The organism is Streptomyces sp. NPDC005728 (assembly GCF_040630895.1).
Classification (GTDB): Bacteria; Actinomycetota; Actinomycetes; order Streptomycetales; family Streptomycetaceae; genus Streptomyces.
This window is the reverse complement of the sequence record NZ_JBEXYL010000015.1, coordinates 98,685-124,426: the sequence shown is the minus strand read 5'-3', so window position 1 is coordinate 124,426 and position 25,742 is coordinate 98,685. Positions and strand designations below refer to the sequence as shown.

General features: G+C 70.3%; 27 protein-coding genes and 1 pseudogene. 16 read left to right on the top strand and 12 right to left on the bottom strand.

Annotated features, from left to right (window positions below; genetic code table 11):
* Positions 1-50: 50 nt before the first annotated feature.
* Both ABZ471_RS13615 and ABZ471_RS13610 read right to left on the bottom strand, forming a co-directional pair.
* Positions 51-242, bottom strand: a complete 192-nt coding sequence (locus ABZ471_RS13615) for a DUF397 domain-containing protein (protein WP_359065800.1) — start codon at positions 240-242, stop codon at positions 51-53.
* Positions 242-652, bottom strand: a pseudogene (locus tag ABZ471_RS13610) (Scr1 family TA system antitoxin-like transcriptional regulator); the annotation flags it as partial. The gene ABZ471_RS13615 and the pseudogene ABZ471_RS13610, both read right to left, overlap by 1 nt.
* Here ABZ471_RS13610 and ABZ471_RS13605 point away from each other — a divergent pair.
* From ABZ471_RS13605 to ABZ471_RS13550, 12 genes are all read left to right on the top strand, one after another.
* The gene (locus ABZ471_RS13605; protein WP_359065798.1) at positions 615-899 is read left to right on the top strand and encodes an ATP-binding protein; all 285 of its coding nucleotides are present in this window, start codon (positions 615-617) and stop codon (positions 897-899) included. The pseudogene ABZ471_RS13610 and the gene ABZ471_RS13605 sit on opposite strands and share 38 nt — an antisense overlap.
* A gap of 15 nt (positions 900-914) precedes the next feature.
* Positions 915-1,121, top strand: a complete 207-nt coding sequence (locus tag ABZ471_RS13600) for a hypothetical protein (RefSeq protein WP_359065796.1) — start codon at positions 915-917, stop codon at positions 1,119-1,121.
* A 166-nt stretch (positions 1,122-1,287) separates the two neighbouring features.
* Positions 1,288-1,953 (top strand): class I SAM-dependent methyltransferase, encoded by a 666-nt coding sequence (locus tag ABZ471_RS13595; protein ID WP_359065794.1) that lies wholly within the window; start codon positions 1,288-1,290, stop codon positions 1,951-1,953.
* A gap of 362 nt (positions 1,954-2,315) precedes the next feature.
* Positions 2,316-3,557 (top strand): amidohydrolase, encoded by a 1,242-nt coding sequence (locus ABZ471_RS13590; protein ID WP_359065832.1) that lies wholly within the window; start codon positions 2,316-2,318, stop codon positions 3,555-3,557.
* Between the two features lie 289 nt (positions 3,558-3,846).
* Positions 3,847-4,875: a BMP family ABC transporter substrate-binding protein gene (locus tag ABZ471_RS13585; RefSeq protein ID WP_359065792.1), complete on the top strand. Its 1,029-nt coding sequence runs from the start codon at positions 3,847-3,849 to the stop codon at positions 4,873-4,875.
* Between the two features lie 215 nt (positions 4,876-5,090).
* On the top strand, positions 5,091-6,137 hold the full coding sequence (locus ABZ471_RS13580) for a BMP family ABC transporter substrate-binding protein (protein WP_359065790.1): 1,047 nt from the start codon (positions 5,091-5,093) through the stop codon (positions 6,135-6,137).
* Positions 6,138-6,371: 234 nt separating this feature from the next.
* Complete coding sequence (locus ABZ471_RS13575; protein ID WP_359065830.1) at positions 6,372-8,036, top strand: ABC transporter ATP-binding protein; 1,665 nt, start codon at positions 6,372-6,374, stop codon at positions 8,034-8,036.
* Positions 8,033-9,154: an ABC transporter permease gene (locus ABZ471_RS13570; RefSeq protein ID WP_359065788.1), complete on the top strand. Its 1,122-nt coding sequence runs from the start codon at positions 8,033-8,035 to the stop codon at positions 9,152-9,154. Before ABZ471_RS13575 ends, ABZ471_RS13570 begins: the two co-directional genes overlap by 4 nt.
* Positions 9,154-10,416: an ABC transporter permease gene (locus tag ABZ471_RS13565; protein ID WP_359065786.1), complete on the top strand. Its 1,263-nt coding sequence runs from the start codon at positions 9,154-9,156 to the stop codon at positions 10,414-10,416. Before ABZ471_RS13570 ends, ABZ471_RS13565 begins: the two co-directional genes overlap by 1 nt.
* Positions 10,413-10,817, top strand: coding sequence for a cytidine deaminase (locus tag ABZ471_RS13560; RefSeq protein WP_359065784.1), 405 nt, complete (start codon positions 10,413-10,415; stop codon positions 10,815-10,817). Before ABZ471_RS13565 ends, ABZ471_RS13560 begins: the two co-directional genes overlap by 4 nt.
* 78 nt (positions 10,818-10,895) lie before the next feature.
* Positions 10,896-12,173, top strand: a complete 1,278-nt coding sequence (locus ABZ471_RS13555) for a thymidine phosphorylase (protein ID WP_359065828.1) — start codon at positions 10,896-10,898, stop codon at positions 12,171-12,173.
* A 95-nt stretch (positions 12,174-12,268) separates the two neighbouring features.
* Positions 12,269-12,862 (top strand): Uma2 family endonuclease, encoded by a 594-nt coding sequence (locus tag ABZ471_RS13550; protein ID WP_359065782.1) that lies wholly within the window; start codon positions 12,269-12,271, stop codon positions 12,860-12,862.
* A 5-nt stretch (positions 12,863-12,867) separates the two neighbouring features.
* Here the strand turns inward: ABZ471_RS13550 and ABZ471_RS13545 are convergent, their stop codons facing one another.
* The gene (locus ABZ471_RS13545) at positions 12,868-13,788 is read right to left on the bottom strand and encodes an AEC family transporter (RefSeq protein WP_359065780.1); all 921 of its coding nucleotides are present in this window, start codon (positions 13,786-13,788) and stop codon (positions 12,868-12,870) included.
* A gap of 68 nt (positions 13,789-13,856) precedes the next feature.
* On the opposite strand from ABZ471_RS13545, the gene ABZ471_RS13540 reads away from it, so the two are divergent.
* Positions 13,857-14,243 carry an STAS domain-containing protein gene (locus ABZ471_RS13540; protein ID WP_359065826.1) on the top strand — a complete coding sequence of 129 codons (387 nt, stop codon included), beginning with the start codon at positions 13,857-13,859 and terminating at the stop codon, positions 14,241-14,243.
* On the opposite strand, the gene ABZ471_RS13535 is transcribed toward ABZ471_RS13540, so the two are convergent.
* Complete coding sequence (locus ABZ471_RS13535; RefSeq protein ID WP_359065777.1) at positions 14,127-15,140, bottom strand: sigma-70 family RNA polymerase sigma factor; 1,014 nt, start codon at positions 15,138-15,140, stop codon at positions 14,127-14,129. The two genes, ABZ471_RS13540 and ABZ471_RS13535, sit on opposite strands and share 117 nt — an antisense overlap.
* 151 nt (positions 15,141-15,291) lie before the next feature.
* Positions 15,292-16,581: an MFS transporter gene (locus ABZ471_RS13530; protein WP_359065775.1), complete on the bottom strand. Its 1,290-nt coding sequence runs from the start codon at positions 16,579-16,581 to the stop codon at positions 15,292-15,294.
* Positions 16,582-16,644: 63 nt separating this feature from the next.
* Here ABZ471_RS13530 and ABZ471_RS13525 point away from each other — a divergent pair, with 63 nt between their 5' ends.
* Positions 16,645-17,598, top strand: coding sequence for a LysR family transcriptional regulator (locus ABZ471_RS13525; RefSeq protein WP_359065773.1), 954 nt, complete (start codon positions 16,645-16,647; stop codon positions 17,596-17,598).
* Here the strand turns inward: ABZ471_RS13525 and ABZ471_RS13520 are convergent.
* Both ABZ471_RS13520 and ABZ471_RS13515 read right to left on the bottom strand, forming a co-directional pair.
* Complete coding sequence (locus ABZ471_RS13520; RefSeq protein WP_359065771.1) at positions 17,569-18,936, bottom strand: S28 family serine protease; 1,368 nt, start codon at positions 18,934-18,936, stop codon at positions 17,569-17,571. The genes ABZ471_RS13525 and ABZ471_RS13520 overlap by 30 nt on opposite strands.
* Positions 18,937-19,197: 261 nt before the next feature.
* On the bottom strand, positions 19,198-19,959 hold the full coding sequence (locus ABZ471_RS13515; RefSeq protein ID WP_359065768.1) for a prolyl oligopeptidase family serine peptidase: 762 nt from the start codon (positions 19,957-19,959) through the stop codon (positions 19,198-19,200).
* A gap of 122 nt (positions 19,960-20,081) precedes the next feature.
* Between ABZ471_RS13515 and ABZ471_RS13510 the strand changes: the two genes are divergently transcribed.
* A complete protein-coding gene (locus ABZ471_RS13510; RefSeq protein WP_359065766.1) occupies positions 20,082-21,245 on the top strand; it encodes an adenosine deaminase in 1,164 nt (387 codons plus the stop codon).
* A 152-nt stretch (positions 21,246-21,397) separates the two neighbouring features.
* A complete protein-coding gene (locus ABZ471_RS13505) occupies positions 21,398-21,817 on the top strand; it encodes an ATP-binding protein (RefSeq protein WP_359065764.1) in 420 nt (139 codons plus the stop codon).
* 77 nt (positions 21,818-21,894) lie between these two features.
* On the opposite strand, the gene ABZ471_RS13500 is transcribed toward ABZ471_RS13505, so the two are convergent.
* The 5 genes from ABZ471_RS13500 to afsQ1 all read right to left on the bottom strand — a co-directional run bounded on the left by ABZ471_RS13500 (position 21,895) and on the right by afsQ1 (position 25,731).
* A complete protein-coding gene (locus ABZ471_RS13500) occupies positions 21,895-22,095 on the bottom strand; it encodes a PspC domain-containing protein (RefSeq protein ID WP_359065762.1) in 201 nt (66 codons plus the stop codon).
* 111 nt (positions 22,096-22,206) lie between these two features.
* Positions 22,207-22,767: a VanZ family protein gene (locus ABZ471_RS13495; RefSeq protein WP_359065760.1), complete on the bottom strand. Its 561-nt coding sequence runs from the start codon at positions 22,765-22,767 to the stop codon at positions 22,207-22,209.
* Positions 22,768-22,859: 92 nt separating this feature from the next.
* Positions 22,860-23,477: a hypothetical protein gene (locus tag ABZ471_RS13490; RefSeq protein WP_359065758.1), complete on the bottom strand. Its 618-nt coding sequence runs from the start codon at positions 23,475-23,477 to the stop codon at positions 22,860-22,862.
* On the bottom strand, positions 23,474-25,057 hold the full coding sequence (locus ABZ471_RS13485; RefSeq protein ID WP_359065756.1) for an ATP-binding protein: 1,584 nt from the start codon (positions 25,055-25,057) through the stop codon (positions 23,474-23,476). Before ABZ471_RS13485 ends, ABZ471_RS13490 begins: the two co-directional genes overlap by 4 nt.
* Complete coding sequence (afsQ1, locus tag ABZ471_RS13480) at positions 25,054-25,731, bottom strand: two-component system response regulator AfsQ1 (protein WP_359065754.1); 678 nt, start codon at positions 25,729-25,731, stop codon at positions 25,054-25,056. The genes ABZ471_RS13485 and afsQ1 overlap by 4 nt, the downstream gene beginning before the upstream one ends.
* Between the last annotated feature and the right edge of the window lie 11 nt (positions 25,732-25,742).

The window sequence follows — 25,742 nt, the reverse complement described above, 5'->3', positions numbered from 1 at the left end:
CAATCTGAAAAACCGCACCTCACGTGGCGAAACGTGAACTCAGGACCAGATCACCGGCCCGGTTCCTTCAGCACCTCGATGAAGGGGGCGAAGGACGCGGCCTGGAAGGTGAGGATGCCTGCGGCCGGGTCCTTGGAGTCGCGTACGGCTATGTGGGCGGGGGCGGTCGCGATCTCTACGCAGGAGTCTCCGTCACCGGGCCCGGAGTAGGACGACTTCTGCCAGCTGCCAGGGGTGGACATCACATTTCCTTCGCCACGCGGTTGATCAGGTCTCGTGACTTGTCGGGGTCGAGCGACGCAGCTTCCAGCTTACGGAAAAGCGTTCGAAGGGCGCTGAGTTGGGCCTCAGAATCGATGTAGACCGCGCCATTGGGGGCATCGCGCACGACAGTGTCCAGCTTGGGTGCGGCGCCGCCCGCATGCATCATGGCGCTCGCGGCGCCGGCGAGCCCCTCCAGGGCGAGGGGGATGATCCGCACGGTGACCCGGTCCGCCTCGGAGACTTCGAGGATCCCGGCCAGTTGGGTTCGTGAGGCGGCACGGTCGCAGACCATGATGCGTAGCGCCGCTTCGTGGATGACGACCTCGTACGGGGCTCCTTCGAGCGCTGTCTTGCGTTGCATCCGATGTCGGACACGCAACTCCAGCTCACGGCACACGAAGGGGCCGGCCGCGCTCAGGGTGCGCCGCTCCCCGGAGGGGGTGGTGCGGATCGGGGCGTGGGACACCGACCCTGCACCGCCGGATCCGCCACGACCGTTGACGCAGGTGGGCGAGGTGGAGGAGGGGAGGGGGCTGGGCCTGGTCATGAGCTGTGCGGATTACTGGGGGTGGCAGCCGTCGGCCCGGTTCGGGAATCGGGGGAAGTACGTGTGGTGTGAGCTGGGGGTGGCGTGATGGCGGGCTCGTCGCATGAGGCGCTGCACGCCGACGACACGGTCGCAGCTGTTCGCCAGGGAGCGAGCGGCTGAGATCGCCGGCGAGACGGCCGGGCTCCTCGCTCCGCTCCTCGCGCAGGAGCCGCACCGGATCGCTGCGCTCACCACCGGACAGGCCGCACGCCGAGCGGGTCGGGGCGGCGGATGCAACACCGCCCTCGTCGACGTCGAGGTGTGCTGACACTCGTTGCCGACATCGAGGAGCCCGCCCGGACACCGGCTCTGACCTGCCGTGTTTACCGGACCCCCACGGCCCGACGGGCGTACCCACGTCCGAACAGCTCCGCCACGCCCTGACCAGCGCCCTCTAGGCTGTCCGGCGGATCAGGCAACGGGAGCGAGCAGCCATGAGCGACAACGCCAAGGAGCTGGCCGAGGCGCAACGGCAGCACTGGCAGAACACCTACGCCGCCCACCCCGGCATGTACGGCGAGGAGCCCTCCGCTCCCGCCGTCCACGCCGCGCAGGTCTTCCGTGTCGCCGACGCCCAGGACGTGCTGGAGCTGGGCGCCGGGCACGGACGCGACGCCCTGTACTTCGCCCGTGCGGGCTTCACCGTCCAGGCCACCGACTTCAGCCCCGTCGGCCTCGAGCAACTCCGCCGGGCCGCCCACGACCACGGCATCGCCGAGCGGGTGACCACCGCGGTTCACGACGTACGCGAACCGCTTCCCCTGCCGGACGCCTCCGTGGACGCCGTCTTCGCGCACATGCTGCTGTGCATGGCCCTGTCGACCCAGGAGATCCACGCCCTGGCCTGCGAAATCCGCCGCGTACTGCGCCCCGGCGGAACCCTCGTCTACACCGTCCGGCACACCGGCGACACCCACTACGGCACCGGAACCGCCCATGGCGACGACATCTACGAACACGGCGGCTTCGCTGTGCACTTCTTCCCCCGGCAGCTCGTCGACTCCCTCGCCGACGGCTGGACCCTCGATGAGGTCCACGCGTTCGAGGAAGGCGACCTGCCCCGCCGCCTGTGGCGCGTCACCCAGACCCTGCCCCTATGAGCGAAGACCCGATGAGGATCTCCCAGCTCGCCGAACGATGCGGCGCCGGCCCAGCAGGGCCCGGATGGGCCGGACGGGGCCGCATGGGTCCGGGACGGGTCCGTCCCGGATGCAGGGTGTGTCCAGGCCGGGTCCAGACGGGCTCCAGGCCGGGTCCAGACCGGGTCCGGTGCGTGGACACGGAGAGCGGGACCATGGCGAGGCATGGTATGCGTGGAAGGAAGAAACAGAGGTTTTACCCACCCGAGCCCGCCGCCATGCGTCCGCCGGTCTGATTTTCTTCACCTAACGGGCTGAAGTTTTGTTGATCGAGGGTCAGTTGACCGGTCGGGCGTCCTACCCTTCAGAGGGTGAACCAGACGATGTCCCGAGAGTCCGAGGCCGATCTCCCCGGGGATGTGCTCCCTGGTGCGCTCAGCGAGTCCCTGCACGCCGAACTCGTAGCGTTCCGTCGCGACTTGCACATGCACCCGGAGCTGGGCAACCAGGAGTTCCGTACGACCGCCGCGATCAAGGAGCGGCTGGAGCGGGCCGGGCTGCGCCCCCGTGTCCTCGCCACCGGAACCGGGCTCATCTGTGACATCGGGCTCCCGGAGGGAATGCGGCTCGCCGAGGGGGAGCGGCCCGCCGTTCCGCTGTTCGCCCTGCGGGCCGACATCGACGCCCTGCCCATCCCGGACACCAAGGCCGACTGCCCGTACCGGTCCACCGTGCCGGACCGCGCGCACGCCTGCGGCCACGACGTGCACACCGCGGTGGTGCTCGGCGCCGGCCTCGTCCTCGCCGATCTGCACGCGAAGGGGCTCCTGCCCCGCCCGGTGCGGCTGCTCTTCCAGCCCGCCGAGGAGGTGATGCCCGGCGGCGCCCTCGGTGCCATCAAGGACGGGGCGCTCGACGGGGTCGGCCGGATCCTCGCCGTGCACTGCGACCCCAAGGTCGACGTCGGCCGGATCGGGCTGCGGCACGGGGCCATCACCAGCGCCTGCGACCGGTTGGAGATCGCCCTCGACGGGCCCGGCGGGCACACCGCCCGGCCCCACCTGACCACCGACCTCGTCACCGCCGCCGCCCGCGTCGCCGTCGACGTGCCCGCGCTGATCGCCCGGCGCGTCGACACCCGCAGCGGCCTCGCCCTGACCTGGGGCCGGATCGAGTCGGGCCACGCCCCGAACGTCATCCCGCAGCATGCCGAGCTGTCCGGCACCGTCCGCTGCCTGGACCTGGACGCCTGGCGCGAGGCGCCCGACATCGTGCACGCGGCCATCGACGAGGTCGCCACCCTGCACCGCGCCAAGTCGGAGATCACCTACGTACGGGGCGTGCCGCCGGTCGTCAACGACCGGGAGTCCACCGAGCTGCTGCGCCGGGCCATGGTCGCCCGGCGCGGGATGCGGTCCGTGGAGAGCACCGAGCAGAGCCTCGGCGGCGAGGACTTCTCCTGGTACCTGGAGCAGGTGCCCGGCGCCCTGGCGCGCCTCGGCGTCCGCACCCCCGGCGACCGCACGTCCCGCGACCTGCACCAGGGCGACTTCGACGCCGACGAGCGTGCCATCACCGTCGGCGTGGAGATGTTCACGGCCGCCGTACTGCTCGACGACCAGTAGGCCGTACGGAGGGGGAGGGGCACCCCGTTCGGTGCCTCTTCGTCCCCTTGCGTCACCCGGGCGTAACCGGCGGCGCACGGCTGTAACCCGGAGTCGGCACGAATCGATAACGGCCGGGAGAAACCCCGTTCCCCTTCCCTTCTACGCGCGTTACTGTGCGCCGAAATCGCCACCACTGGCGGCACATTGGGGACAGCGGCCCGTGACGGCGCCGTGGGGATGAAGGGTGCTTGCTGTGCGTCTGATGTCTCGGAAGATCTCCCGGAGAACGCGGTTCTCCCAAGCTGCGGTGACCGTCGCGGTCGTCGCCCTCGCGGCTGCCGGATGCGGCAAGTCCAGCACCGAATCCACCGACACGACCTCCAAGGACGGCAAGTACTCCGCCAAGGGCATCGGCCTCGCCTACGACATCGGCGGCAAGGGCGACCAGTCCTTCAACGACGCCGCCTACTCCGGCTTCAAGAAGGCCCAGGACGAGTTCAAGATCGGCGGCCGGGACGTCGAGCCGCAGGCCAACGAGTCCGACGCGGACAAGGTGCAGCGCCTGGAGACCCTGGCCAAGGCCGGCTACAACCCCGTCATCGGCGTCGGTTTCGCCTACGCCCCGGCCGTGAAGCAGGTCGCCGTCAAGTACCCGAAGGTCACCTTCGGCATCATCGACGACAACACCATCCAGGCGAAGAACGTCGCCGACATGGTCTTCCACGAGGAGCAGGCCTCGTACCTGGCGGGCGTGGCCGCGGCCAAGACCACCAAGAAGAACCACGTCGGCTTCATCGGTGGCGTGGACATCCCGCTGATCCACAAGTTCGAGGCGGGCTTCAAGCAGGGCGCCCGGTCGGTCAACCCGAAGATCAAGATCGAGTCGCAGTACCTCACCCAGACGCCGCAGGAAGGCGGCTTCTCCAGCCCCGACAAGGGTGAGAACGCGACCAACGGCCAGATCGACGCCGGCGCCGACGTCATCTACCACGCGGCCGGCCTCTCCGGGCAGGGCGTGATCAAGTCCGCCGCCGAGCACAAGGTGTGGGCCATCGGTGTGGACTCCGACCAGTACGTGCAGGACGCGCTGGCCAAGTACAAGAACTACATCCTCGGCTCGGCCCTGAAGAACGTCGGCGGCGCCGTCTACGACCTCGCCAAGTCCGTCTACGAGGGCAAGCCGCTCAGCGGCGAGGTCCGCGGCGACCTGAAGTCCGGCGGCGTCGGCTTCGCGGACTCCAACCCGAAGTACAAGGCGATGACCGACGTGGTCTCGGCCGTGGAGAAGGCCAAGCAGGACATCATCGACGGCAAGATCACGGTCAGCGCCAAGTGATCTGACCCCTGGTTCCACGCCCGCTCGGGCGCCGTCGGCCGCGTACGCCCCTTGCCTCCCGCAAGGGGCGTACTGCTGTCCGTAACCTTGACCGTGACTGTGGCCACAGCTCGATAACGGACCGGACATTGGGGGTTTTCCGTCTGGTCTACGCGCGTTACGCTGCGGCGGAACCAGCGCCTGGTTTGGGCGCTTGCACAAAGGAGTCAAGTTCCATGCGCCGGGTGTCCCGCATCACGATTGCAGGCGTTGCGACCGCAGCGCTCGCCGTAACTGTCTCTGCCTGTGGCAGCTCGTCCACCTCCTCCTCCAGCGAGGGCAAGTCCAAGGGCATCGGCCTCGCCTACGACGTCGGCGGCAAGGGTGACCAGTCCTTCAACGACGCCGCCTACGCGGGCTTCGAGAAGGCCCAGAAGGAGTTCGGCGTCGGTGGCCGGGACGTCGAGCCGACGGACAACGAGTCGGACGCGGACAAGACCCAGCGCCTGGTGACCCTGGCGAAGGCGGGCTACAACCCGGTCATCGGTGTCGGCTTCGCCTACGCGGGCGCTGTGAAGGAGGCCGCGGCGAAGTTCCCGAAGGTCACCTTCGGCATCATCGACGACAACCAGACCACGGCGGACAACGTCGCCGACATGGTCTTCCACGAGGAGCAGTCCTCGTACCTCGCCGGTGTCGCGGCCGCCAAGGCGACCAAGAAGAACCACATCGGCTTCATCGGCGGCGTGGACGTCCCGCTGATCCACAAGTTCGAGGCCGGCTACATCCAGGGCGCCAAGTCGGTCAACCCGAAGATCAAGGTCGAGTCGCAGTACCTGACGCAGACGGCTCAGGAGGGCGGCTTCTCCAGCCCGGACAAGGGCGAGAACGCGGCCAACGGCCAGATCGACGCGGGTGCCGACGTGGTCTACGCGGCTGCCGGCCTCTCCGGGCAGGGCGTGATCAAGTCCGCCGCCGAGCACAAGGTGTGGGCCATCGGCGTCGACTCCGACCAGTACAACCAGCAGCCGCTGGCCAAGTACAAGGACTACATCCTGACCTCGGCCCTGAAGAACGTCGAGGGCGCGGTCTACGACCTCTCCAAGTCCGTCATCAAGGACAAGAAGCCGCTCTCGGGCGAGATCCGCGGCTCGCTGGACAACGGTGGCGTCGGCCTGTCCGACTCCAACCCGGCCTTCAAGAGCAACGCCGCCATCCAGGCCGCGGTCAAGAAGGCCGAGCAGGGCATCAAGGACGGCAGCATCAAGGTGAAGTCCTCCTGACGATCTAGGTCAGAAGCCTTGGCCAACAGAACGCTGTAATGGCAGCGTTACGGCCGCGGAACGGGGTGCGGAGAGGATGACCTGCCCGCACCCCGTTCGCGCGGCAGAATGCTCGGAACGGATCGCTTTCTTGATCGAGATGTATTTCTTGATCAAGGTCGGTCAGGTCCGGGCACTATTTAAAGCAGGGGCGCTACGCGCGTAGAGCGGCCCCTTTCCCGAGGAGAGTGCGCCATCGACGCGTCCAGCAGCCCTCCGCTCACCGCTCAGTCGACAGTCGCGGTAGAGCTCGCGGGCATCACCAAGCGATTCCCGGGTGTCGTGGCCAACCACGACATCCACCTGATGGTCCGCAAGGGCACCGTCCACGCCCTCGTCGGCGAGAACGGCGCCGGCAAGTCGACCCTGATGAAGATCCTCTACGGCATGCAGAAGCCGGACGAGGGCACCATCTCGGTCGGCGGTGAGCAGGTGAGCTTCTCCAGCCCCGCCGACGCCATCGCCCGTGGCATCGGCATGGTCCACCAGCACTTCATGCTGGCCGACAACCTGACCGTGCTGGAGAACGTGGTGCTCGGCAGCGAGAAGCTGCACGGCATCGGCGGTGGCGCCCGCAAGAAGATCAAGGAGATCTCCGACCGCTACGGCCTGGGCATCCGCCCGGACGTCCTGGTCGAGGACCTCGGCGTGGCCGACCGCCAGCGCGTGGAGATCCTCAAGGTCCTCTTCCGCGGCGCACGCACTCTGATCCTCGACGAGCCCACGGCGGTGCTCGTCCCGCAGGAGGTCGACGCGCTCTTCGACAACCTGCGCGAGCTGAAGTCCGAGGGCCTGTCCGTCATCTTCATCTCCCACAAGCTGGGCGAGGTGCTCTCCGTCGCCGACGACATCACCGTCATCCGGCGCGGTACGACGGTCGGGACCGCGATCCCGTCCGAGACCACCCCCCGCCAGCTGGCCGAGCTGATGGTCGGCAGCGAGCTGCCCACCCCCGAGACGGCCGAGTCCACGGTCACCGACCGGGCCGTGCTGGAGGTCAGGAACCTCACCGTCTACTCCTCGGCCGCGGTCTCGCTCGGCGAGTCGTCCGCCTCCCTGCTCATGGACGAGGTCGACCGGGGCGAGGTCAAGCGTGTCCTCGACGACGTCTCCTTCACCATCCACGCCGGCGAGGTCATGGGCATCGCCGGTGTCGAGGGCAACGGCCAGACCGAGCTGATCGACGCGCTGATCGGCACCAAGCACGCCGACTCGGGGCAGATCGTCTTCCTGGGCGAGGACATCACCCCCTGGGCCACCCGCAAGCGCCGCGAGCAGGGTGTCGGCTACATCCCCGAGGACCGCCACCGGCAGGGCCTGCTGCTGGAGTCCCCGCTCTGGGAGAACCGCATCCTCGGTCACGTCACCGAGAAGCCCAACGCCAAGGGCTTCTGGCTCAACCTCAAGGGCGCCCAGGCCGACACCCGCCGGATCGTCGAGGAGTACGACGTCCGCACCCCCGGCATCGACGTCACCGCGGCCTCCCTGTCCGGCGGCAACCAGCAGAAGCTGATCGTCGGCCGCGAGATGAGCCACGACCCGAAGTTCCTGATCGCCGCCCACCCGACCCGTGGTGTGGACGTCGGCGCCCAGGCGCAGATCTGGGACCGCATCCGCGAGGCACGCCGCGAGGGCCTGGCCGTCCTGCTGATCTCCGCCGACCTGGACGAGCTGATCGGCCTGTCGGACACCCTGCGCGTCATCTACGACGGCAGGCTGGTCGCCGACGCCGACCCGGCCTCCATCACACCGGAGGAGCTGGGCACGGCCATGACGGGTGCCGCGTCCGGCCACCTGGAGCACGAAGAGACCGCCCCCGAGGGCGACGACACCGCCGGTCCGGAGGACGAGGCCCGATGAAGAAGTTCGACAAGGAGCGGGTGCTCGTCGCGGTGGCCGGACCGGTCATCGCGCTCGTCCTGGCGATCGTGCTGACCTCCGTGGTCCTGCTCGCCTCGGGCAAGAACCCGATCGAGCCGTACACCCTGATGCTCCAGCAGCTGCCGTACTCGGACATCCAGGTGCTGATCATCAACCAGGCGTCGCTGTACTACATCGCCGCCATCGCGGTCGCCCTCGGCTTCCGCATGAACCTGTTCAACATCGGCGTCGACGGCCAGTACCGCCTCGCCGCGGTGATGACCGCCGTCGTCGGCGCGCACGTGGCGCTGCCCAGCGCGCTGCAGGTCCCGCTGCTGCTGATCGTCGCCATGGCCACCGGTGCCTTCTGGGCCGGTATCGCCGGTGTCCTGAAGGTCACCCGGGGCGTCAGCGAGGTCGTCGCGACGATCATGCTGAACTCGATCGCCACCGCTGTCATCGGCTACATCACCCTCACCGACGTGTGGGGCGTGCAGGTCGGCGACAACGTGACGACCGGTGTCATGAAGGAGTCCGGCTGGTTCCCGGGCATCAACCTGGGCTCGGACGTCGGCGAGATCTACGGCCTGGTCTTCCTCGCCGTCCTCCTCGGCATCGGCTACTGGGTGGTCCTCAACCGCACCCGCTTCGGCTTCGACCTGCGCGCCACCGGCGCCTCGGAGACCGCCGCCGCGGCCTCCGGCGTCGACGCCAAGCGCATGGTGCTGACCGCGATGCTGATCTCCGGCGCCATCGCCGGTCTGTCCGGTCTGCCGCTGCTGCTCGGCGACACCCACACCTACAGCCTGAGCTTCCCGGCCGGCCTCGGCTTCACCGCCATCGGCATCGCCCTGCTCGGCCGCAACAACCCCGGCGGCATCGCACTCGCCGCCCTGCTGTGGGCCTTCCTCGACAAGGCCTCGCCCGCTCTCGACTACGCGACCCCCGTGGCGTACGACAAGGAGATCGCCACGATCATGCAGGGCCTGATCGTCTTCGCGGTCGTCATCTCGTACGCGGCCGTACAGCAGTGGGCTCTGCGCCGTCAGCAGCGCCGGGTCGGCGCCGAGCTGGCCGCGGCCGCCGCCCAGAACACCAACAAGGAGGTGGCTGCCTGATGTCCACCGCGACCATCGCCAAGCCGCAGGCGAAGCAGCCCGGCAAGGGCGGCCGCCGTATGTCGCTCCCGGTACTCCTGCTGGTCATCGCAGGCGTGCTGGTGCTGACCTCGATCGTCCGCCTGATCACCGGCGCGGACGGCATCACCTCGGTCGGGCAGATGTCCACCGCACTGCAGCTCGCGGTGCCGATCGGCCTCGCCGGCCTCGGCGGCCTGTGGGCCGAGCGCGCGGGCGTCGTCAACATCGGCCTCGAGGGCATGATGATCCTCGGCACCTGGTTCGGCGCCTGGGCCGGCTACCAGTGGGGCCCGTGGACCGGTGTCGTCTTCGGCATCATCGGCGGCGCGCTCGGCGCCCTCCTGCACGCCGTCGCCACCGTCACCTTCAACGTCAACCACATCGTCTCCGGTGTGGCGCTCAACATCCTTGCCCTCGGCGTGACCCGCTACCTGTCGAAGTTCACCTTCGCCAACGCACCGCAGGGCTCCACCAAGCAGTCCCCGCCGATCGACTCCCTCGGCGAGTTCAGCGTCCCGGGCCTGTCGGACTGGCTGAACACGCTCAACGGGAAGCACTGGTTCCTGATCTCGGACATCGCCGGCCTGCTCGGTGGTCTGGTCACCGACCTGTCGCCGCTGACCGTCATCGCGGTCGCCATGATCCCGGTGACCTGGTGGGTGCTGTGGCGCACCTCCTTCGGTCTGCGCCTGCGCTCCTGCGGCGAGAACCCGGTGGCGGCCGAGTCCCTCGGCGTCAACGTGTACAAGTACAAGTACATCGCCGTGATCATCTCCGGCGGCTTCGCCGGCCTCGGCGGCGCCTTCCTGTCCATCGTCGCCTCGAACGTGTACCTCGACGGCCAGACGGCCGGCCGCGGCTACATCGGTCTCGCCGCGATGATCTTCGGCAACTGGATGCCGGGCGGCCTCGCGCTCGGCGCGGGCCTGTTCGGCTACACCGACAGCCTCAACCTGCGCGGTGGCACGGTGAACGTCCACGCGCTGATCCTGCTGCTGGCGATCCTGCTGGTGTTCGGCGCCGCCTACCAGGCGTGGAAGAAGAAGTACGTCCCCGCCGTCATCACGGTCGTCATCGCGGCCCTGATGTTCGTCTGGTACACCTCCACCAACGAGGTCCCGCGCCAGCTGGTGACGGCGACCCCGTACATCGTCACGCTGCTCGTCCTCTCGCTGTCCGCGCAGAAGCTGCGCATGCCGAAGGCGGACGGCCTGCCGTACCGGAAGGGACAGGGCAAGTGACCGGCGCGGCCGACGAGTTCGACTGGGAGGCCCTGCGGGCCGAGGCGCGGGAGGCCATGTCCCACGCCTACGCCCCCTACTCGGGCTTCCCGGTCGGCGTGGCGGCCCTGGTCGACGACGGGCGCACGGTCACCGGCTGCAACGTCGAGAACGCCTCCTACGGCCTCGGCCTGTGCGCCGAGTGCGGTCTGGTCTCGCAGCTGCAGCGCACCGGGGGCGGCCGGCTCACGCACTTCACCTGCGTGGACGGTACGGGCGAGCTGCTCGTCCCGTGCGGCCGCTGCCGCCAGCTGCTGTACGAGTTCGGCGGCCCCGACCTGCTCCTGGACACCCCCGCGGGCGTCCTGCCGCTCTCCGAGATGCTGCCCCAGGCCTTCGGCCCGGACCATCTCACCAAGTAACTCCCTTACGGCCCCCCTGACCTGCGCAGGGGGGCCGTGCACTTCGCACCTCCCGGAAGGAAGCCATCAGCCATGGCCATGGACGCCATCTCCGTCATCCGCACCAAGCGGGACCGCGGTGAGCTGACCGACGAGCAGATCGACTGGGTCATCGACGCGTACACCCGCGGCGAGGTCGCCGACTACCAGATGGCCGCGCTCAACATGGCGATTCTGCTCAACGGCATGAACCGCCGTGAGATCGCCCGCTGGACGGCGGCCATGATCTCTTCCGGAGAGCGCATGGACTTCTCCTCGCTGTCCCGCCCGACCGCGGACAAGCACTCCACGGGCGGCGTCGGCGACAAGATCACGCTGCCGCTCGCGCCTCTCGTGGCCGCCTGCGGCGCGGCCGTCCCCCAGCTCTCGGGCCGCGGCCTCGGCCACACCGGCGGCACCCTGGACAAGCTGGAGTCGATCCCGGGATGGCGCGCGCTGCTCTCCAACGAGGAGATGCTGCACGTCCTGGACACCACGGGTGCGGTGATCTGCGCGGCGGGCGACGGCCTGGCCCCGGCGGACAAGAAGCTCTACGCCCTGCGTGACGTGACGGGCACGGTCGAGGCGATCCCGCTGATCGCTTCCTCGATCATGTCGAAGAAGATCGCCGAGGGCACCGGCTCCCTGGTCCTGGACGTGAAGGTCGGCACGGGCGCCTTCATGAAGACGATCGAGGACGCGCGGGAGCTTGCCTCCACGATGGTCGGCCTCGGCACCGACCACGGCGTGAAGACGGTCGCCCTCCTGACCGACATGTCCACCCCGCTCGGCCTCACCGCGGGCAACGCCCTGGAGGTCCGCGAGTCGGTCGAGGTCCTGGCGGGCGGCGGCCCGGCGGACGTCGTGGAGCTGACGATCGCCCTGGCCCGCGAAATGCTCGACGCGGCCGGCGTGAAGGACGCCGACCCGGCGAAGGCCCTGGCCGACGGCTCGGCGATGGACGTCTGGCGCCGGATGATCGCGGCGCAGGGCGGCGACCCGGACGCGGTGCTGCCCACGTCGAAGGAGCAGCATGTGATCAAGGCACCGTCCTCCGGTGTCCTGACCCGGCTGGACGCCTACGACATCGGCGTCGGCGCCTGGCGCCTCGGCGCGGGCCGTGCCCGCAAGGAGGACCCGGTGCAGGCGGGTGCGGGCATCGAGATGCACGCCAAGCCGGGCGACACGGTGACCGAGGGCCAGCCGCTGCTGACCCTGCACACGGACACCCCGGAGCGCTTCGAGTACGCGCTCCAGGCGGTGGAGGGCTCCTACGACATCGCGGCGGCGGGCACGGACTTCACGGCGTCGCCCGTCGTGCTGGAACGCATCGCCTGACCAGGGGATTTATCGTTCGGGTGAACGGGACCAGTGGACCGGCGCTGGTCCCGTTCGGCATGCTGGGATCGGTGACGTACCGATTGGAGACCGCCATGAGCGCACTCACCGTCGACCACTCGACGGCCAGCGGCCACGAGTGGGACGGCCTCGTCCGGATCTGGGAGGAGACGGACGCCCCTGAGGGCTGCAAGGTGGAGATCATCGAGGGGATCGTCACCGTGGCACCACCGCCGTCCAACGACCACAACGACATTGCCGACCTCGTGCAGCGCAGCCTGTACGAGGTGATCCCCAAGGACTGGGGCATCTATCAGACGCTGGGCACAGCCGTGCCGTCCCGTGACGGGCTCTACATCCCGGACCTCGCCGTAGCGCCGAGGGAGGTGCTCCGCGCCCAGAAGAGTAACTACATCTCCGCATCTGCAGCCGAACTCGTTGTGGAGATTACTTCCAAGTCAAACGCGAGCAACGACCGGATCAAGAAGGCCGCAGGTTATGCGCAGGCCGGAGTTCCGCTCTATCTCCTCATCGACAACTGGGCTCCTGGTGGACCTACGATCACGCTGTACGGCGAACCCCAAGGTGATGTGTACCGGGTCCTGCGTGCAGGCAAGTTCGGCGTCACCATCTCCTTGCCGAAGCCCTTCGAACTAGACCTGGACACCAGCGACTTCCCCGTCGTCTGACCTCTTCACCCCAACACCGCCGCCACCCCCACCAGCACCGGCACCGACACCACCGTCGACAACAGGACCGACTCCCGGGCCAGGGACTCGGCCACCCGGTAGCGGCTGGCATAGGTGAAGAGGTTCTGGGCGGCGGGCAGCGCCGACGTCACCACCACGTCCAGCAGCGGCGCACCGTGCAGCCCGAAGACGCCCCTCGCCAGCACCCACGCCACCAGCGGCTGCCCCACCGACTTCAGCGCCACCGACAGCAGGACCGGTTGACGGTCCCGCCCCCGGCCGGGAAGCGCGCTGCCGTGCAGGGACATGCCGAAGGCCAGCAGGGCCGCCGGGACCGACATGTTGCCGATCAGGGTGAGCGGGTCCATGACCGGGCCGGGGACCGTCCAGCCCGCCGCCGACACCACGACACCCGACAGCGAGCCGACGGCTATCGGGTTGCGCAGCGGGGTCAGCAGGCGCTGCCCCACCGTGCCCTTCTCGCCCATGCCGGACAGGTCCAGGACCGTGAGGGCGACGGGGGTGACCAGGACGACCTGGAAGAGCAGCACGGGCGCCACCAGGGACGCGTCGCCCAGGACGTACGCGGCGATCGGGATGCCGAGGTTGCCCGAGTTGACGTAGCCCGAGCACAGGGCGCCGATCGTGGTGCGGCCCACGCCCCAGCGGCGCAGCGCACCGACCGCGACGAAGATCCCGGAGACCGCCGCCGTGCTCAGGGCGGTCACCAGCAGGCGGCTGGAGAACAGCACCGCGAGGTCGGCCCTGGCGAGGGTCGTGAAGAGGAGCGCCGGACCGGCGACGCTGAACGCCAGCCGCGTCAGCACCTCCCCGCCCCGCTCGCCGAGCGAGCCGCGCCGCCCGAGCACATAGCCCACCCCGATGACGACCGCGATCACGGCGAACCCGCTCAGCACCCCCTGCACAGGGCCAACCCTCCGGCCCAGCGGGGGAGCGGGTCAATGTGATCTCTGCCCGGGCGCGGGCTGCCGCGATGAGTTACGCCTGCCTCGCCGGTCTACCGCACGTGGACGCTGAGACACCCGCTGTGCTCATGCTGGCCGGCCCCGTCACCCGGGACGAGGTGCAGGGGCTGTGTGACGACGTACGGGCGCTGCTGGAGGTCACCGGGGCCGGAGTCGTCGTGTGTGACGTGGGTGGGCTCGGGCCTCCGGGGCTCGGGACCGTCGATCTGCTGGCCCGGCTGGAGCTTGCCGCCCGCCGGGCCGGCGGGCGGATACGGCTGCGCGACCCCGACCCCGCGCTACCCGTCCTTCTCGATCTGGTCGGGCTCCGCCTCCAGATGGAGGGGCAGGTCGAAGAGCGGGAACCAGCGCTGGGTGTCGAGGAAGAAGTGGAACCCGGTCAGCCGGCCGTCTGAGATCTCCAGGACCTGGACCGACCACGGTGTGAAGCCGCCCGTCTCCGGGTCCGGCTTGTACTGGGCGAAGCCCGGCAGGCCGTTGACCTGCACGGGCAGCAGGCGGGAGCCGGCGCAGGCGGCGCCCAGGGTGGTCATGAAGCCGGTGATGTCGTCGTGGCCGGTCAGCCACAGGTCGAACGGCGGCATCGTCATGACGGCGTCCTCGTGCAGCAACGCCGTGAGGGCCGTCATGTCGTAGCCCTCGAAGGCCTTCACATAGCGCTCCAGGAGCTTCTGCTGCTCCTCGTCGAGCGGGTCGGAGACCGCCGCGTCGGCGCCGGCGTGTTCCCGCTCGGCCAGCGTCGCCCGGGCCCGCTGGAGCGCGCTGTTGACCGAGGCGACCGTGGTGTCCAGCAGCTCGGCGACCTCGCTCGCCTTCCAGGCCAGCACCTCGCGCAGGATCAGCACCGCCCGCTGCTTGGGCGGCAGCTGCTGGAGGGCCGCCATGAACGCGAGCCGGACCGACTCCTTGGCGACGGCCGCCTCCGCCGGGTCCTCGACCGTCGGCAGCACGCGCGCGTCCGGCATCGGCTCCAGCCAGGTGTTGTCCGGGCGGGGGGACAGCGCCGCCTGCGCGAGGGGCGTCGACTCGGAGAGGTCCATGGGCCGGGCCCGCTTGTTGCCCGCCGTCAGCATGTCCAGGCACACGTTCGTCGCGATCCGGTACAGCCACGAGCGCAGGCTGGAGCGGCCCTCGAACTTTTCGTAGCTCCGCCAGGCCCGCACCAGGGTGTCCTGCACCGCGTCCTCGGCCTCGAAGGACGAACCGAGCATGCGGTAGCAGTACCCGGTCAGTTCGGTCCGGTGCTTCTCCAGTGCGACATCGAGATCCGCTGTCGCCGTGCTGTTGCCCATCGTCCACCCACCCCTGTGGCCGTCCCGTACGCGCGCCTTCGCGCCCCAGTACTTCGGAAGCTACCGCAGCCCACTGACAATGGCTCCTGGAGCGCGAAAAAGCGCAGTTCAGACCGGTTGCTTCACGGACATGAGCGGACGTGGCGCCGGCTCAGTGCGCGGCCACCGGCTCCCGCCGGGCCGCCACCCGCGCCGCCCGCGAGCCGAGGACCGTGATCGTCACGACGCCGAGGACGGCGAGGATGCCGACGGAGACCGTGCCGCCCCAGCCGCCCGCGTGGAAGGCCATCGCGCCGACCGTACTGCCGGCGCTGGAGCCGATGTAGTACGCGGACTGGTAGAGGGCCGAGGCCTGGGCGCGGCCGTGGGTGGCCGTCTTGCTGACCGCCGAGGAGGCGACCGCGTGGCCCGCGAAGAAGCCGGCGGTGATGAGGACCAGGCCCAGCAGGACCAGCGGGAGGGAGCCGGCCAGGGAGAGCAGCAGGCCCGCCGCCGTCGTACCGCCCGCCAGGTACAGCGCGCCCCGGCGGCCGAGACGGCCCACCAGGCGGCCCGCCGTCGACGCCGACACCGTCCCCACCAGGTACACCAGGAAGATCGAGCCGACGATGCCCTGCGGGAGGGAGAAGGGGGCCTCCGTCAGGCGGTAGCCGATCACCGTGTACACGCCGCCGAACACCGTCATGAACAGCGCGCCGATCGCGTACAGGCGGCGCAGCAGCGGGTCGGAGAGATGGTCGCGGACCGTGCCGAGCAGGACATGGGGGCGCAGGGAGCCGGGCCTGAAGTGCTTGGGGGCCGGCAGCAGCAGGCGGAACGCCACGGCGCAGGCCACCGCGATCGCGCCGATCACGCCGACGGCCACCCGCCAGCCCCACTCCTGTGCGACCCAGCCGGTGATCACCCGGCCGCTCATCCCGCCGACGCTGTTGCCCGCCACGAACAGCCCGATCGCCGTGACCAGCGCCTTCGGCCGGACCTCCTCGGCCAGGTACGCCGTCGCCGAGGCGGGCAGTCCGGCCAGCGCCGCGCCCTGCACCGCCCGCAGCACCACCAGCGTGCCGAGGGAGGGCGCGAAGGGCACCAGCAGGCCGACGCCCACCGCGACCGCCAGCGAGGCCGTCATCACCGAACGGCGACCGAAGCGCTCCGACAGGGCGCTCATCGGCAGCACGAACAGCGCCAGACCGCCGGTCGCGGCCGCCACCGTCCAGCTCGCCTCGCTCGCCGCGACCCCGAACTCCCCGGAGATCAGCGGCAGCAGGGCCTGCGTGGAGTAGAGGAGAGCGAAGGTCGCGACTCCGGCGAGGAAGAGAGCGAAGCTCATCCGGCGGTAGCCGGGGCCGCCGGGCGTCAGACGGGAGTCGGACGCGGAGTCGGAGGAAAGGACGGACGATACGGCGCCCACGGCGGTGGGCGCCCCGGTACTGGCGGGAGACATGCTTCGAAGCTACGTACGGCCCCGCTCATCCGTCCAATGCATGGAATCGCCATAATCGTTCCCATGGTGCATCAGCAAAGCTCACAGCCTCGACTGTCACCATCCAGTGACACAGAAGACATGGCGCTGTTGCTGGCGCCCCGCCTCGCGTACTTCGCCGGCGTCGCCAGGAACGAGCACGTCACCCGGGCCGCACAGGAGATGAACGTCCCGCAGTCCACCCTCTCGCGCGCGATGGCCCGCCTGGAACAGGATCTGGGCGTCGACCTGTTCGCCCGCCACGGCCGTACGGTCTCCCTCACCACCGCCGGCCGCACCTTCCTCGCCTCGGTCGAGCGTGCCCTCGGCGAGGTCGAGCGCGCCGCCGAGGAGGTCCGTGCCGACGCCGACCCGGCCACCGGCAAGGTCGCCTTCGGCTTCCTGCACACCATGGGCGCCGAGACCGTGCCCGGCCTGCTGCACGCCTTCCGCGCCGACCATCCGCGCGTCCGCTTCAGCCTCGTCCAGAACTACGGCGAGGCGATGCTGGAGCGGCTGCGGGCCGGCGAGCTGGACCTGTGTCTGACCTCTCCGGTGCCCGACGCCCCCGACCTCGTCGCCCGCCGCCTGGACGAACAGAAGCTCCGCCTGGTCGTCCCTGCCGACCACCGCCTGGCCGCCCGCAGACGCATCCGTCTGGCCGAGGCGTCCGACGAGACCTTCGTGACCCTGGAGCCCGGCTACGGCCTGCGCCGCATCACCGACGACCTCTGCCGCGAAGCCGGCTTCAAACCCCGTATCGCCTTCGAGGGCGAGGAGGCCGAAACCCTGAGGGGGCTGGTCGCGGCCGGGCTGGGGGTCGCCCTCCTTCCCCCTCCGACGGTCCCGCGCCCGGGCGTGGTGGAACTGACGGTCACGGCCCCCAGGGCGGCCAGAGAGATCGGCGTCGCCTGGCTGGCGGACCGCCCGGACACTCCGCCGGTGGCAGCCTTCAAGAAGTTCCTCCTGTCACGCCGGGGGAACCTCCTGCCCGCCTGACGGGAGGCCGGCCCAGCGGGTGAGCATGCCGACGGCCTCGGCACGGTCGGCGGGGGACAGTTCGGCGATCGCGGTGCTGTGGTTGGCGTCGGGAGCCCACAGGATGCGGGAGTCGTGCGTGCCGGGCCGGAAGGGTTCGGCGACGGAGGGGTCCTGGGCGCCGTTGACGAAGAGCAGACGGCTGCCGTGCCGGCTGACCCAGCGGTCGATGTCCGGCATGGCCTCGTGATCGAAGCGCATCGGGACGTCGCGGGGGACGAACGTGCGGGGCTTGATGGCGTCCGGGTACCGCAGGAGGTCGGACAGGTGGCTGGTGGGGACGTCGAGGTACCCCAGCTGCGTGCCGAGTTGGTAGAAGTACGGGCCGAAGCGCTGCGCGACCGCGTCGGCGTAGACGGACAGGCCCGCGATGTCGTCCAGCCACGCGTACAGCTCGTCGGTGCCGGCGTCCGGGCCGGGTATGGAGGCGGCGTCTGCGGCGGTGTGGCGCTGCCAGAACATGAACGAGGCGCGCAGGACGGCGATTTCGAGAGCCTTGTCGGCGCTGCCGACCAGGCGGAAGGCGGTGTTCTCGGCGGCGGCCCAGGCCTCGTAGCGGGCGACCATCTCGGTGCGGCGCAGCAGGGCCTGCCGCTGCGCGGTCCGCAGGGCGTCGCGGCACTCGGCGCTGCCCACGCTCTCCAGGAACCGCACATACGCGGTGTTGTCACGGTCGTCGACGTTGTTCGGGGCGGAGTAGGCCACGGTGCCGTCCACGTCGTGGGGGTGGAAACGGCGGTGGTAGACGCTGGTCATGCCGCCCTTGCTGCCGCCGGTGGAGATCCACGCCCCGCGGTACAGCCCGCGGAAGAGGCGGACGACGCGGTGGTGGTCGTCGGCGGCCTGGCGGATGGTCAGCAGGGAGTAGTCGTCTGTCGCCGGCCGCGAGGTGCCGAAGAAGCGGTGCTCGACCTGGAGCTGGTTGCCGCCCAGCAGCACGGTCGGCTCGGCCCGCCGGGGCGTGAGTACCGCCTCGTAGCCCGTGGTGAACAGGACGGTGGGGCGGTCGACGGAGGTGTGGAGCAGGGTGAGGCGCTGCTCGAAGGTCCCGGCCGCGGGGTTCGTGTGGTCGGCCGGCTGGCGCAGGCCGAGGACGAAGAAGCGGTACCCGGGCTCGGCTCCCGGTCGTTCCTCGATCACCCGCAGCCCCGGCAGGGCCCGCAGGGCCGCCAGGATGTCGTCCTCGCCGAGGCGGGTCCGGGGCGTGGCCGCGGCGGTCGCGGGTGCGGCCGCCGTGAAGGCGAGGCCCGCCGTCATCGCCGCCGAGCTCAGAAGACGCCGTCTCGTCCAGCTGCGCATCGTGATTCCTCCTGGGCCACGGCCGCTGCGACGACACCGGACCCCGGCCCCGCGCAGCGGTCTCCTCCTCGACTGACTGACGGCATCAGTACAGCCGCCGGGCGCCGCAGAAAGATCCCGCGCCCGGGGGGATCGTCTCCCCCGGGCGGGGGAGACGTGGAAGACCAAGCAGGAAGACGCACAAGACCGAGCAGGGAAAACGCGGGGCACGGTGCGATCGCCCTCCGGACCAGCCTCCGGACCAGCCCCGGGACCCAGTCCCTACCGCCGCAGCGACCGGCCGAACCCGGCGGCCAGCGGCATCCGCAGCCCGATCGGCGGCGGAGCGGCCAGCGCGTCCTCCACGGGCCGGGACACCGCGCACCCGAACAGCGCCCCCATCACGAAGTCCATGGTGAGGGCCAGCACTTCGTCCCGGTGCTGGTGCAGGCCATGACCGTCGGAGTGCACCTCGAACCGGCACACGTCCCGGTTCGCCTTCTTCGCCCGCGCCGCCAGCCGGAACGACAGCTCCGGATCGGTGCGTTCGTCGTTCGTGCCGTGCACGATCAGCACCCGGCGCCCCACCAGTTGCCTGACCGGCTCCTCGGGCGCGGCGACATCCTCCTCCGGCAGCCACGGGGCCAGCGCGACAACGGAGTTGACGGCCTCGTGGCCTCCGGAGCGGAGCGCGGCCCGGCCGCCCATGTCAAGGCCGACCAGGCACACCGGAACGTCCCCGTAGCGTCGTACGATCTCGTCGGCGCCCCACCGGGCATCCGCCGCCAGATGCGCCTCGCCGCCGTTCCAGCCCCGGTAGCGGTAGTGCACGGTGTGGACGGCCAGTCCCTCCTCGCGGCCCGCGCGGGCGAAGCGGCGGCCGAGGGAGCGGACGAAGGGGGTCGCCCGGACGAGGGACGGCCTGCGGGCGGAGACCTCCTCGCCGCCGGGGAGCAGCAGCACCGCTCCGCTCACCGCCGTCGGCTCCGGGCCGACTGCCTTGCCCAGCCCGGCCGTTCGCACCGGAGTCGCTTGCTGTCCCATGACAGAACAGTGTCAGAAGCCACGGTGTACGAAACCCGTCCGTGCGGTCACCGTTACATATCGACGGAAAAGTAAATGCCGACCTACGAGCGCTCTACGCGCGTAGGCGCTAGAGTGCGGCAATGACGAGCCAGACTGCACCGACTGGGACCGTCCCGACGCCTGACCAGATCCGGCGGGCACCCAAGGTTCTGCTGCACGATCATCTCGACGGCGGGCTCCGCCCCGGAACCGTCGTCGAACTCGCCCAAGAGGCCGGCTACTCCCAACTCCCCGACACCGATCCCGACAAGCTGGGCATCTGGTTCCGCGAAGCGGCCGACTCCGGCTCGCTGGAACGCTATCTGGAGACCTTCTCGCACACCGTCGGCGTGATGCAGGCCCGGGAGGCCCTCGTCCGGGTCGCCCGGGAGTGCGCCGAGGACCTCGCCGAGGACGGCGTCGTCTATGCCGAGGTGCGGTACGCGCCCGAGCAGCACCTGGAGGGCGGGCTGCGCCTCGAGGAGGTCGTCGAGGCGGTCAACGAGGGCTTCCGGCAGGGGGAGCGGATCGCCCGGGAGAACGGCCACCGCATCCGGGTCGGCGCCCTGCTGACCGCCATGCGGCATGCGGCCCGAGCCCTGGAGATCGCCGAACTCGCCAACCGCTACCGGGACCTGGGCGTGGTCGGCTTCGACATCGCCGGCGCCGAGGCGGGCTACCCGCCCACCCGGCACCTGGACGCGTTCGAGTACCTCAAGCGCGAGAACAACCACTTCACCATCCACGCCGGCGAGGCCTTCGGGCTGCCGTCCATCTGGCAGGCGCTCCAGTGGTGCGGCGCCGACCGGCTCGGGCACGGGGTGCGGATCATCGACGACATCGAGGTCGGCGAGGACGGCTCGGTGCGGCTCGGACGGTTGGCGTCCTACGTCCGGGACAAGCGCATCCCGTTGGAACTGTGCCCCAGTTCCAACCTCCAGACCGGAGCCGCGTCCTCGTACGCCGAGCATCCGATCGGGCTGCTGCGACGCCTGCACTTCAGGGCGACGATCAACACGGACAACAGGCTGATGTCGCACACCAGCATGAGCCGCGAATGCGAGCATCTCGTCGACGCGTTCGGTTACACACTCGACGACCTCCAGTGGTTCTCCGTCAATGCGATGAAATCAGCGTTCATTCCTTTCGATGAACGACTGGCCATGATCAATGACGTGATCAAGCCCGGATATGCAGAGCTGAAATCCGAATGGCTGTTCCGTCAGACCGCCTCCACCAGCGGTTCTGGCGGTTCGGGGGAGTAGCGTCGGCTCGATCGTGGGTACGGAATGCGGACGGGCTTTCACAAGTCGTCCGCATTTCGGTGTTTGCGGCGGGTGGTCGAGCCTGTTTACGGTCGTGAAACCGCTCAGACCCTTTTTAATTTCCCGTCTCCGTATTCAAGGACGCATTCACCATGAAGCAGTCTGCCGCCAAGACCCTCGGTGTCGCCGCCCTCGGTGCAGTCTTCGCCGCCGTGGGCGCGGGCGCCGCCCACGCGGCCCCGGCCGCCCCGGACGCCACCCAGACGCTGGACACCGTCACCAGGACGCTGCCGGCCGAGAACACCGGCATGGCGCAGCCGGGTGCCGCCGCCGTCCTCACCCGGGGGCAGGACGCCCTCACCCGCGGACAGGACGCCCTCGGTACGGGCATGGCCGCCGCGCAGCCGGCCGTCCAGAACGCGCTGGCCGGGGGGTCGACCGCGCCGGTCCACAGCCGCCTCGGTGGACTGCCGACGCAGGGCCTGCCCACGCACGACCTCCCCACGCGCAGCCTGCCCACGCAGGACCTGCCCACGCACGGCCTGCCGGTGAGCGGGGTCTCGCTGGGCTGACGCCGACTGCCGCGCTACGCCGCTGGGGCGCCCCGGAGCTGTCCGGGAGCGCCCCAGCGGCGTTCCGGTGCACGGACTCACCAGGCGGTGCGCGCCTTGTCCTCGGACGGCAGCAGGATCCACAGGGCTATGTACAGCAGGAACTGCGGGCCGGGCAGCAGGCAGGACACCAGGAAGATGACCCGCATCGTCGTGGCCGAGGTGCCGAAGCGCCGTGCCAGCGCTGCGCACACTCCGCCGAGCATGCGGCCGTGGGTCGGGCGGGCAAGGGCGGTCATGTCGGCTCCTCCGTGGTCGTCGGCTCGCTGACGAGCCTTGGGTTGGGGCCGCCCGTACGGCCGCCCCGACTGTGTTCCACGGTACGGAGACGAACCGGACGAAGCGTCACTCTACGGAGCTATACCGACCCTGGGAATCGTCGGGGTGCGACCCTGAGAGAAGTCCTCGTGGACAGTGACCGGCGCGGTCTCCCGCTGGTCGCGTTCGCCCCGTCGCCGCAGCCAGGCCCGGCCCGCGGGCACCACGGCCAGGTGGGCCAGGATCACGCCCACGGTGTTGAGCAGCAGCGAGTCGACGTCCACGACCCTGCCGGGCACACCCGTCTGCAGCAGGGCGATGCCCGTCGAGATCAGGGCGCCCGTGGCCGCCGTACGGGACAGGGAGGCGAACGGGGAGACGGTGAGCCTGCCGTGCACCATCGGCAGCAGCACGCCCAGCGGCGCCAGCATGGCCAGCCCCTCGCCGAGGGGTCTCGCGGCCTCGGGCCAGCCCAGCGCCAGGTCGGCTCGGATGCCGGCCAGCGGGCGCATGTTGGCGGGCATCACCCAGGGGACGTCCAGGGGCCGCAGCATCAGCCAGGCGACGAGGCCGAGGTGTGCGACCAGGAGGACACCTCCGGTCACACGGATGCGGATCGCGGCGCTGCCGCCGATGGAGCCTTGACGCTGCACGCCCCCGTAGACGCGCCGGTGTGCACGATCGGTTCCGCATTCGTCACGCGGATGCACATGAGGCGTCCGCCACACCGGCCGAAGCCGGCTTCTCAGCCCGCCGCGACCTCGCTGGACGGCGGCGCGGTGCTGCCCGGCCGACTGCGGACGTCGTCGGTGCACTCGTAGCGGAGCAGCGGGCCGGTGCCCGGGCCGCCCAGGATCACCGAGCCGTCGCCCTCGGCCGCCGCCGAGTCGGACAGCGTGCACACGAGCTGGGCGAGGGCGTAGGAGGTGAGCCGCTCCGGGGCGGTGCTCAGCCGCAGCGCGTCCTCCGGGTCCTTCGGGCCCGGCCCGGTCACGCTCATGCCGCCCCGCACGTACGTCGTGTAGCGGGCGGCCTTCTCCGAGGCCGACGGGGACGCGGCGAGCTGGTCCAGCAGGCCCTGCGCCACGATGACCCGGCGCTTGGCGTCGGGTGTGCCGGCCGGGACGCGCACGCTCCGGTCGACGGCCACGAGGGACGAGCCGCACAGCAGGAAGACCTGCACGGGCACCCCTTGCGAGGACTGCGTCGACGCGTCGGGGCCGGACAGCGAGCACGGCACCCGGGAGGGCGCCCCGCCGAAGTCCGTCGGCACCTCGGTGGGCCGGATCCCGCACCCGGCGACCAGCGCGGCGAGGAGGGGCGCCGCCAGCAGGCCGCTCACGGTCCGTGTCCGTACCGTCATGACCCCTCCTTCCCGCAGTCTCTGGTCTCGTTGTCCTTGTCGCCCTCGCCGCTCTCCTCCGTCAGACGTGAGGCGTCCCGCGGCAGCCGCAGTGTGAACACCGCGCCGCCCTCCGGGGAGTTGGCGGCGGTGATCTCACCGCCGTGGATGTGGGCGTTCTCCATGGCGATGGACAGGCCGAGGCCGCTGCCCTCCGAGCGCGGCCGGGAGGCGCTGGCCTTGTAGAAGCGGTCGAAGACGTGCGGCAGGACGTCCTCGGGGATGCCGGGCCCGTGGTCACGCACCGCGATGACCAGATCGTCTCCGTCGATACGCACCGATACCCGCACCGGGGACCCGCCGTGCTTGAGCGCGTTGCCGACCAGGTTGGCCAGTATGACGTCGAGGCGGCGCGGGTCGAGGCGGGCGTGGATACCGCGCTCGGCGTCCAGCTCGACGGCGTCCAGCCAGGCCCGGGCGTCGATGCAGGCGGTGATCTGGTCGGCGAGGTCGACGTCGTCCAGGACCAGCCGGGCGGTGCCCGCGTCGAAGCGGGTGACCTCCATCAGGTTCTCGACCAGGTCGTTCAGCCGCCGTGTCTCGCTGACCACCAGCCGTACGGCCGGTTCGATCATCGGGTCGATGCCCCCGGCCTCGGACTCCAGCTCCTCCTCCAGCACGTCCGTGACGGCGGTGATGGCGGTGAGGGGCGTGCGCAGCTCGTGCGACATGTCGGCGACGAAGCGGCGCGAGGCGTCGTCCCGCGCGGCCATGTCCTCGACCCGTTTCTCCAGCGCCTCGGCCGCGTTGTTGAACGTCCGTGACAGATCGGCGAGTTCATCCGTGCCGGACACCTGGAGCCGGGTGTCCAGTCGGCCCTCGCCGAGCCGCCGGGCGGCCACCCCGAGCCGGTGCACCGGCTTCAGTACGGTCGTGGCGGCGGCCTGCGCGAGCAGCGCCGAGCCGATCAGCGCGAGGCCCGTGGCGATCCCCAGCGACCAGGCCAGCGAGTTGAGGTCCTTGGCCTCCGGCTCCAGCGACTTGGCCATGTAGCCCGTCGGACCGCCGCCGATCAGCCGCGTACCGGCCACCAGATACGGCGTTCCGTGGTCGTCGACCCGCTGCCAGTAAAGGTGGTACGGCGACTTGTTGTCGTCGGTCACCTTCTGCCGCTTGTTCACCGCGGCGCGCAGCGACTCGGGCACGTCCTCCAGCGAGAAGCCGTTGATGCCGCCCGAGGTGCCGTACACCGTCTTGCCGTTCGGGTCCTCGCCGACCAGCAGCACGCTGAACCGCTGGCTGCTGCCGGCCATCTGGCCCGCCGAACGCTGCAGTTCGTCCTGCGAGGGGTGCACGTGCAGCGCACCCGCCCGGTTCTGCATCTCCTGCTGGAAGTCGCGCAGCACCGCGTCCTGGGCGCGGGTGAGCACGGCCTCGCGGTTCAGCCAGTACGCGATGCCCGACACCGACACCGCGGCGGTCAGCGCGACCAGACCGAAGACGACGACCAGCCGCAGCCTGAGGCTGGTGAACCGCAGCCGCGACAGACTTCCCTTGCGCCCCGCGGCCCAGCCGCGCAGCCCCCCTTGCGTGTCGGTCACTGAGGAACGTCCAGGCGGTAGCCGACACCACGGACGGTACGGATCAGGGTCGGGGACGAGGGCACGTCCTCGACCTTGGCGCGCAGCCGCTGCACACAGGCGTCCACCAGGCGCGAGTCGCCGAGGTAGTCGTGCTCCCACACGAGCCGCAGCAACTGCTGCCGGGACAGCGCCTGGCCGGGCCGCCGGCTCAGCTCCAGCAGCAGCCTCAGCTCGGTCGGCGTCAGCTGCAGGTCCTCGCCGTTCTTGGTCACCGTCATCGCGGAGCGGTCGATGACCACGCTGCCGAAAGTCGCCGAGTCGGTGGACTCGCGCTCCCCGCGCCGCAGCACGGCCCGGATCCGGGCGTCCAGCACCCGCCCCTGGACCGGCTTCAGGACGTAGTCGTCGGCCCCGGACTCCAGGCCCACGACCACGTCGATGTCATCACTGCGGGCGGTCAGCAGGATGATCGGCAGCTGGTCGGTGCGCCGGATGCGCCGGCACACCTCGAACCCGTCGATGCCGGGCAGCATCACGTCCAGCACGATCAGATCCGGTCGCTGCTCGCGCAGCAGCTTCAGACCGTCTTCACCGCTGGCAGCGGTGGCCACCCGGTGTCCCTGGCGCGTCAGGGACAGCTCCAGGGCCGTGCGGATGGCGTCGTCGTCCTCGATCAGCAACAGGGAAGGCACGGGCACATTCT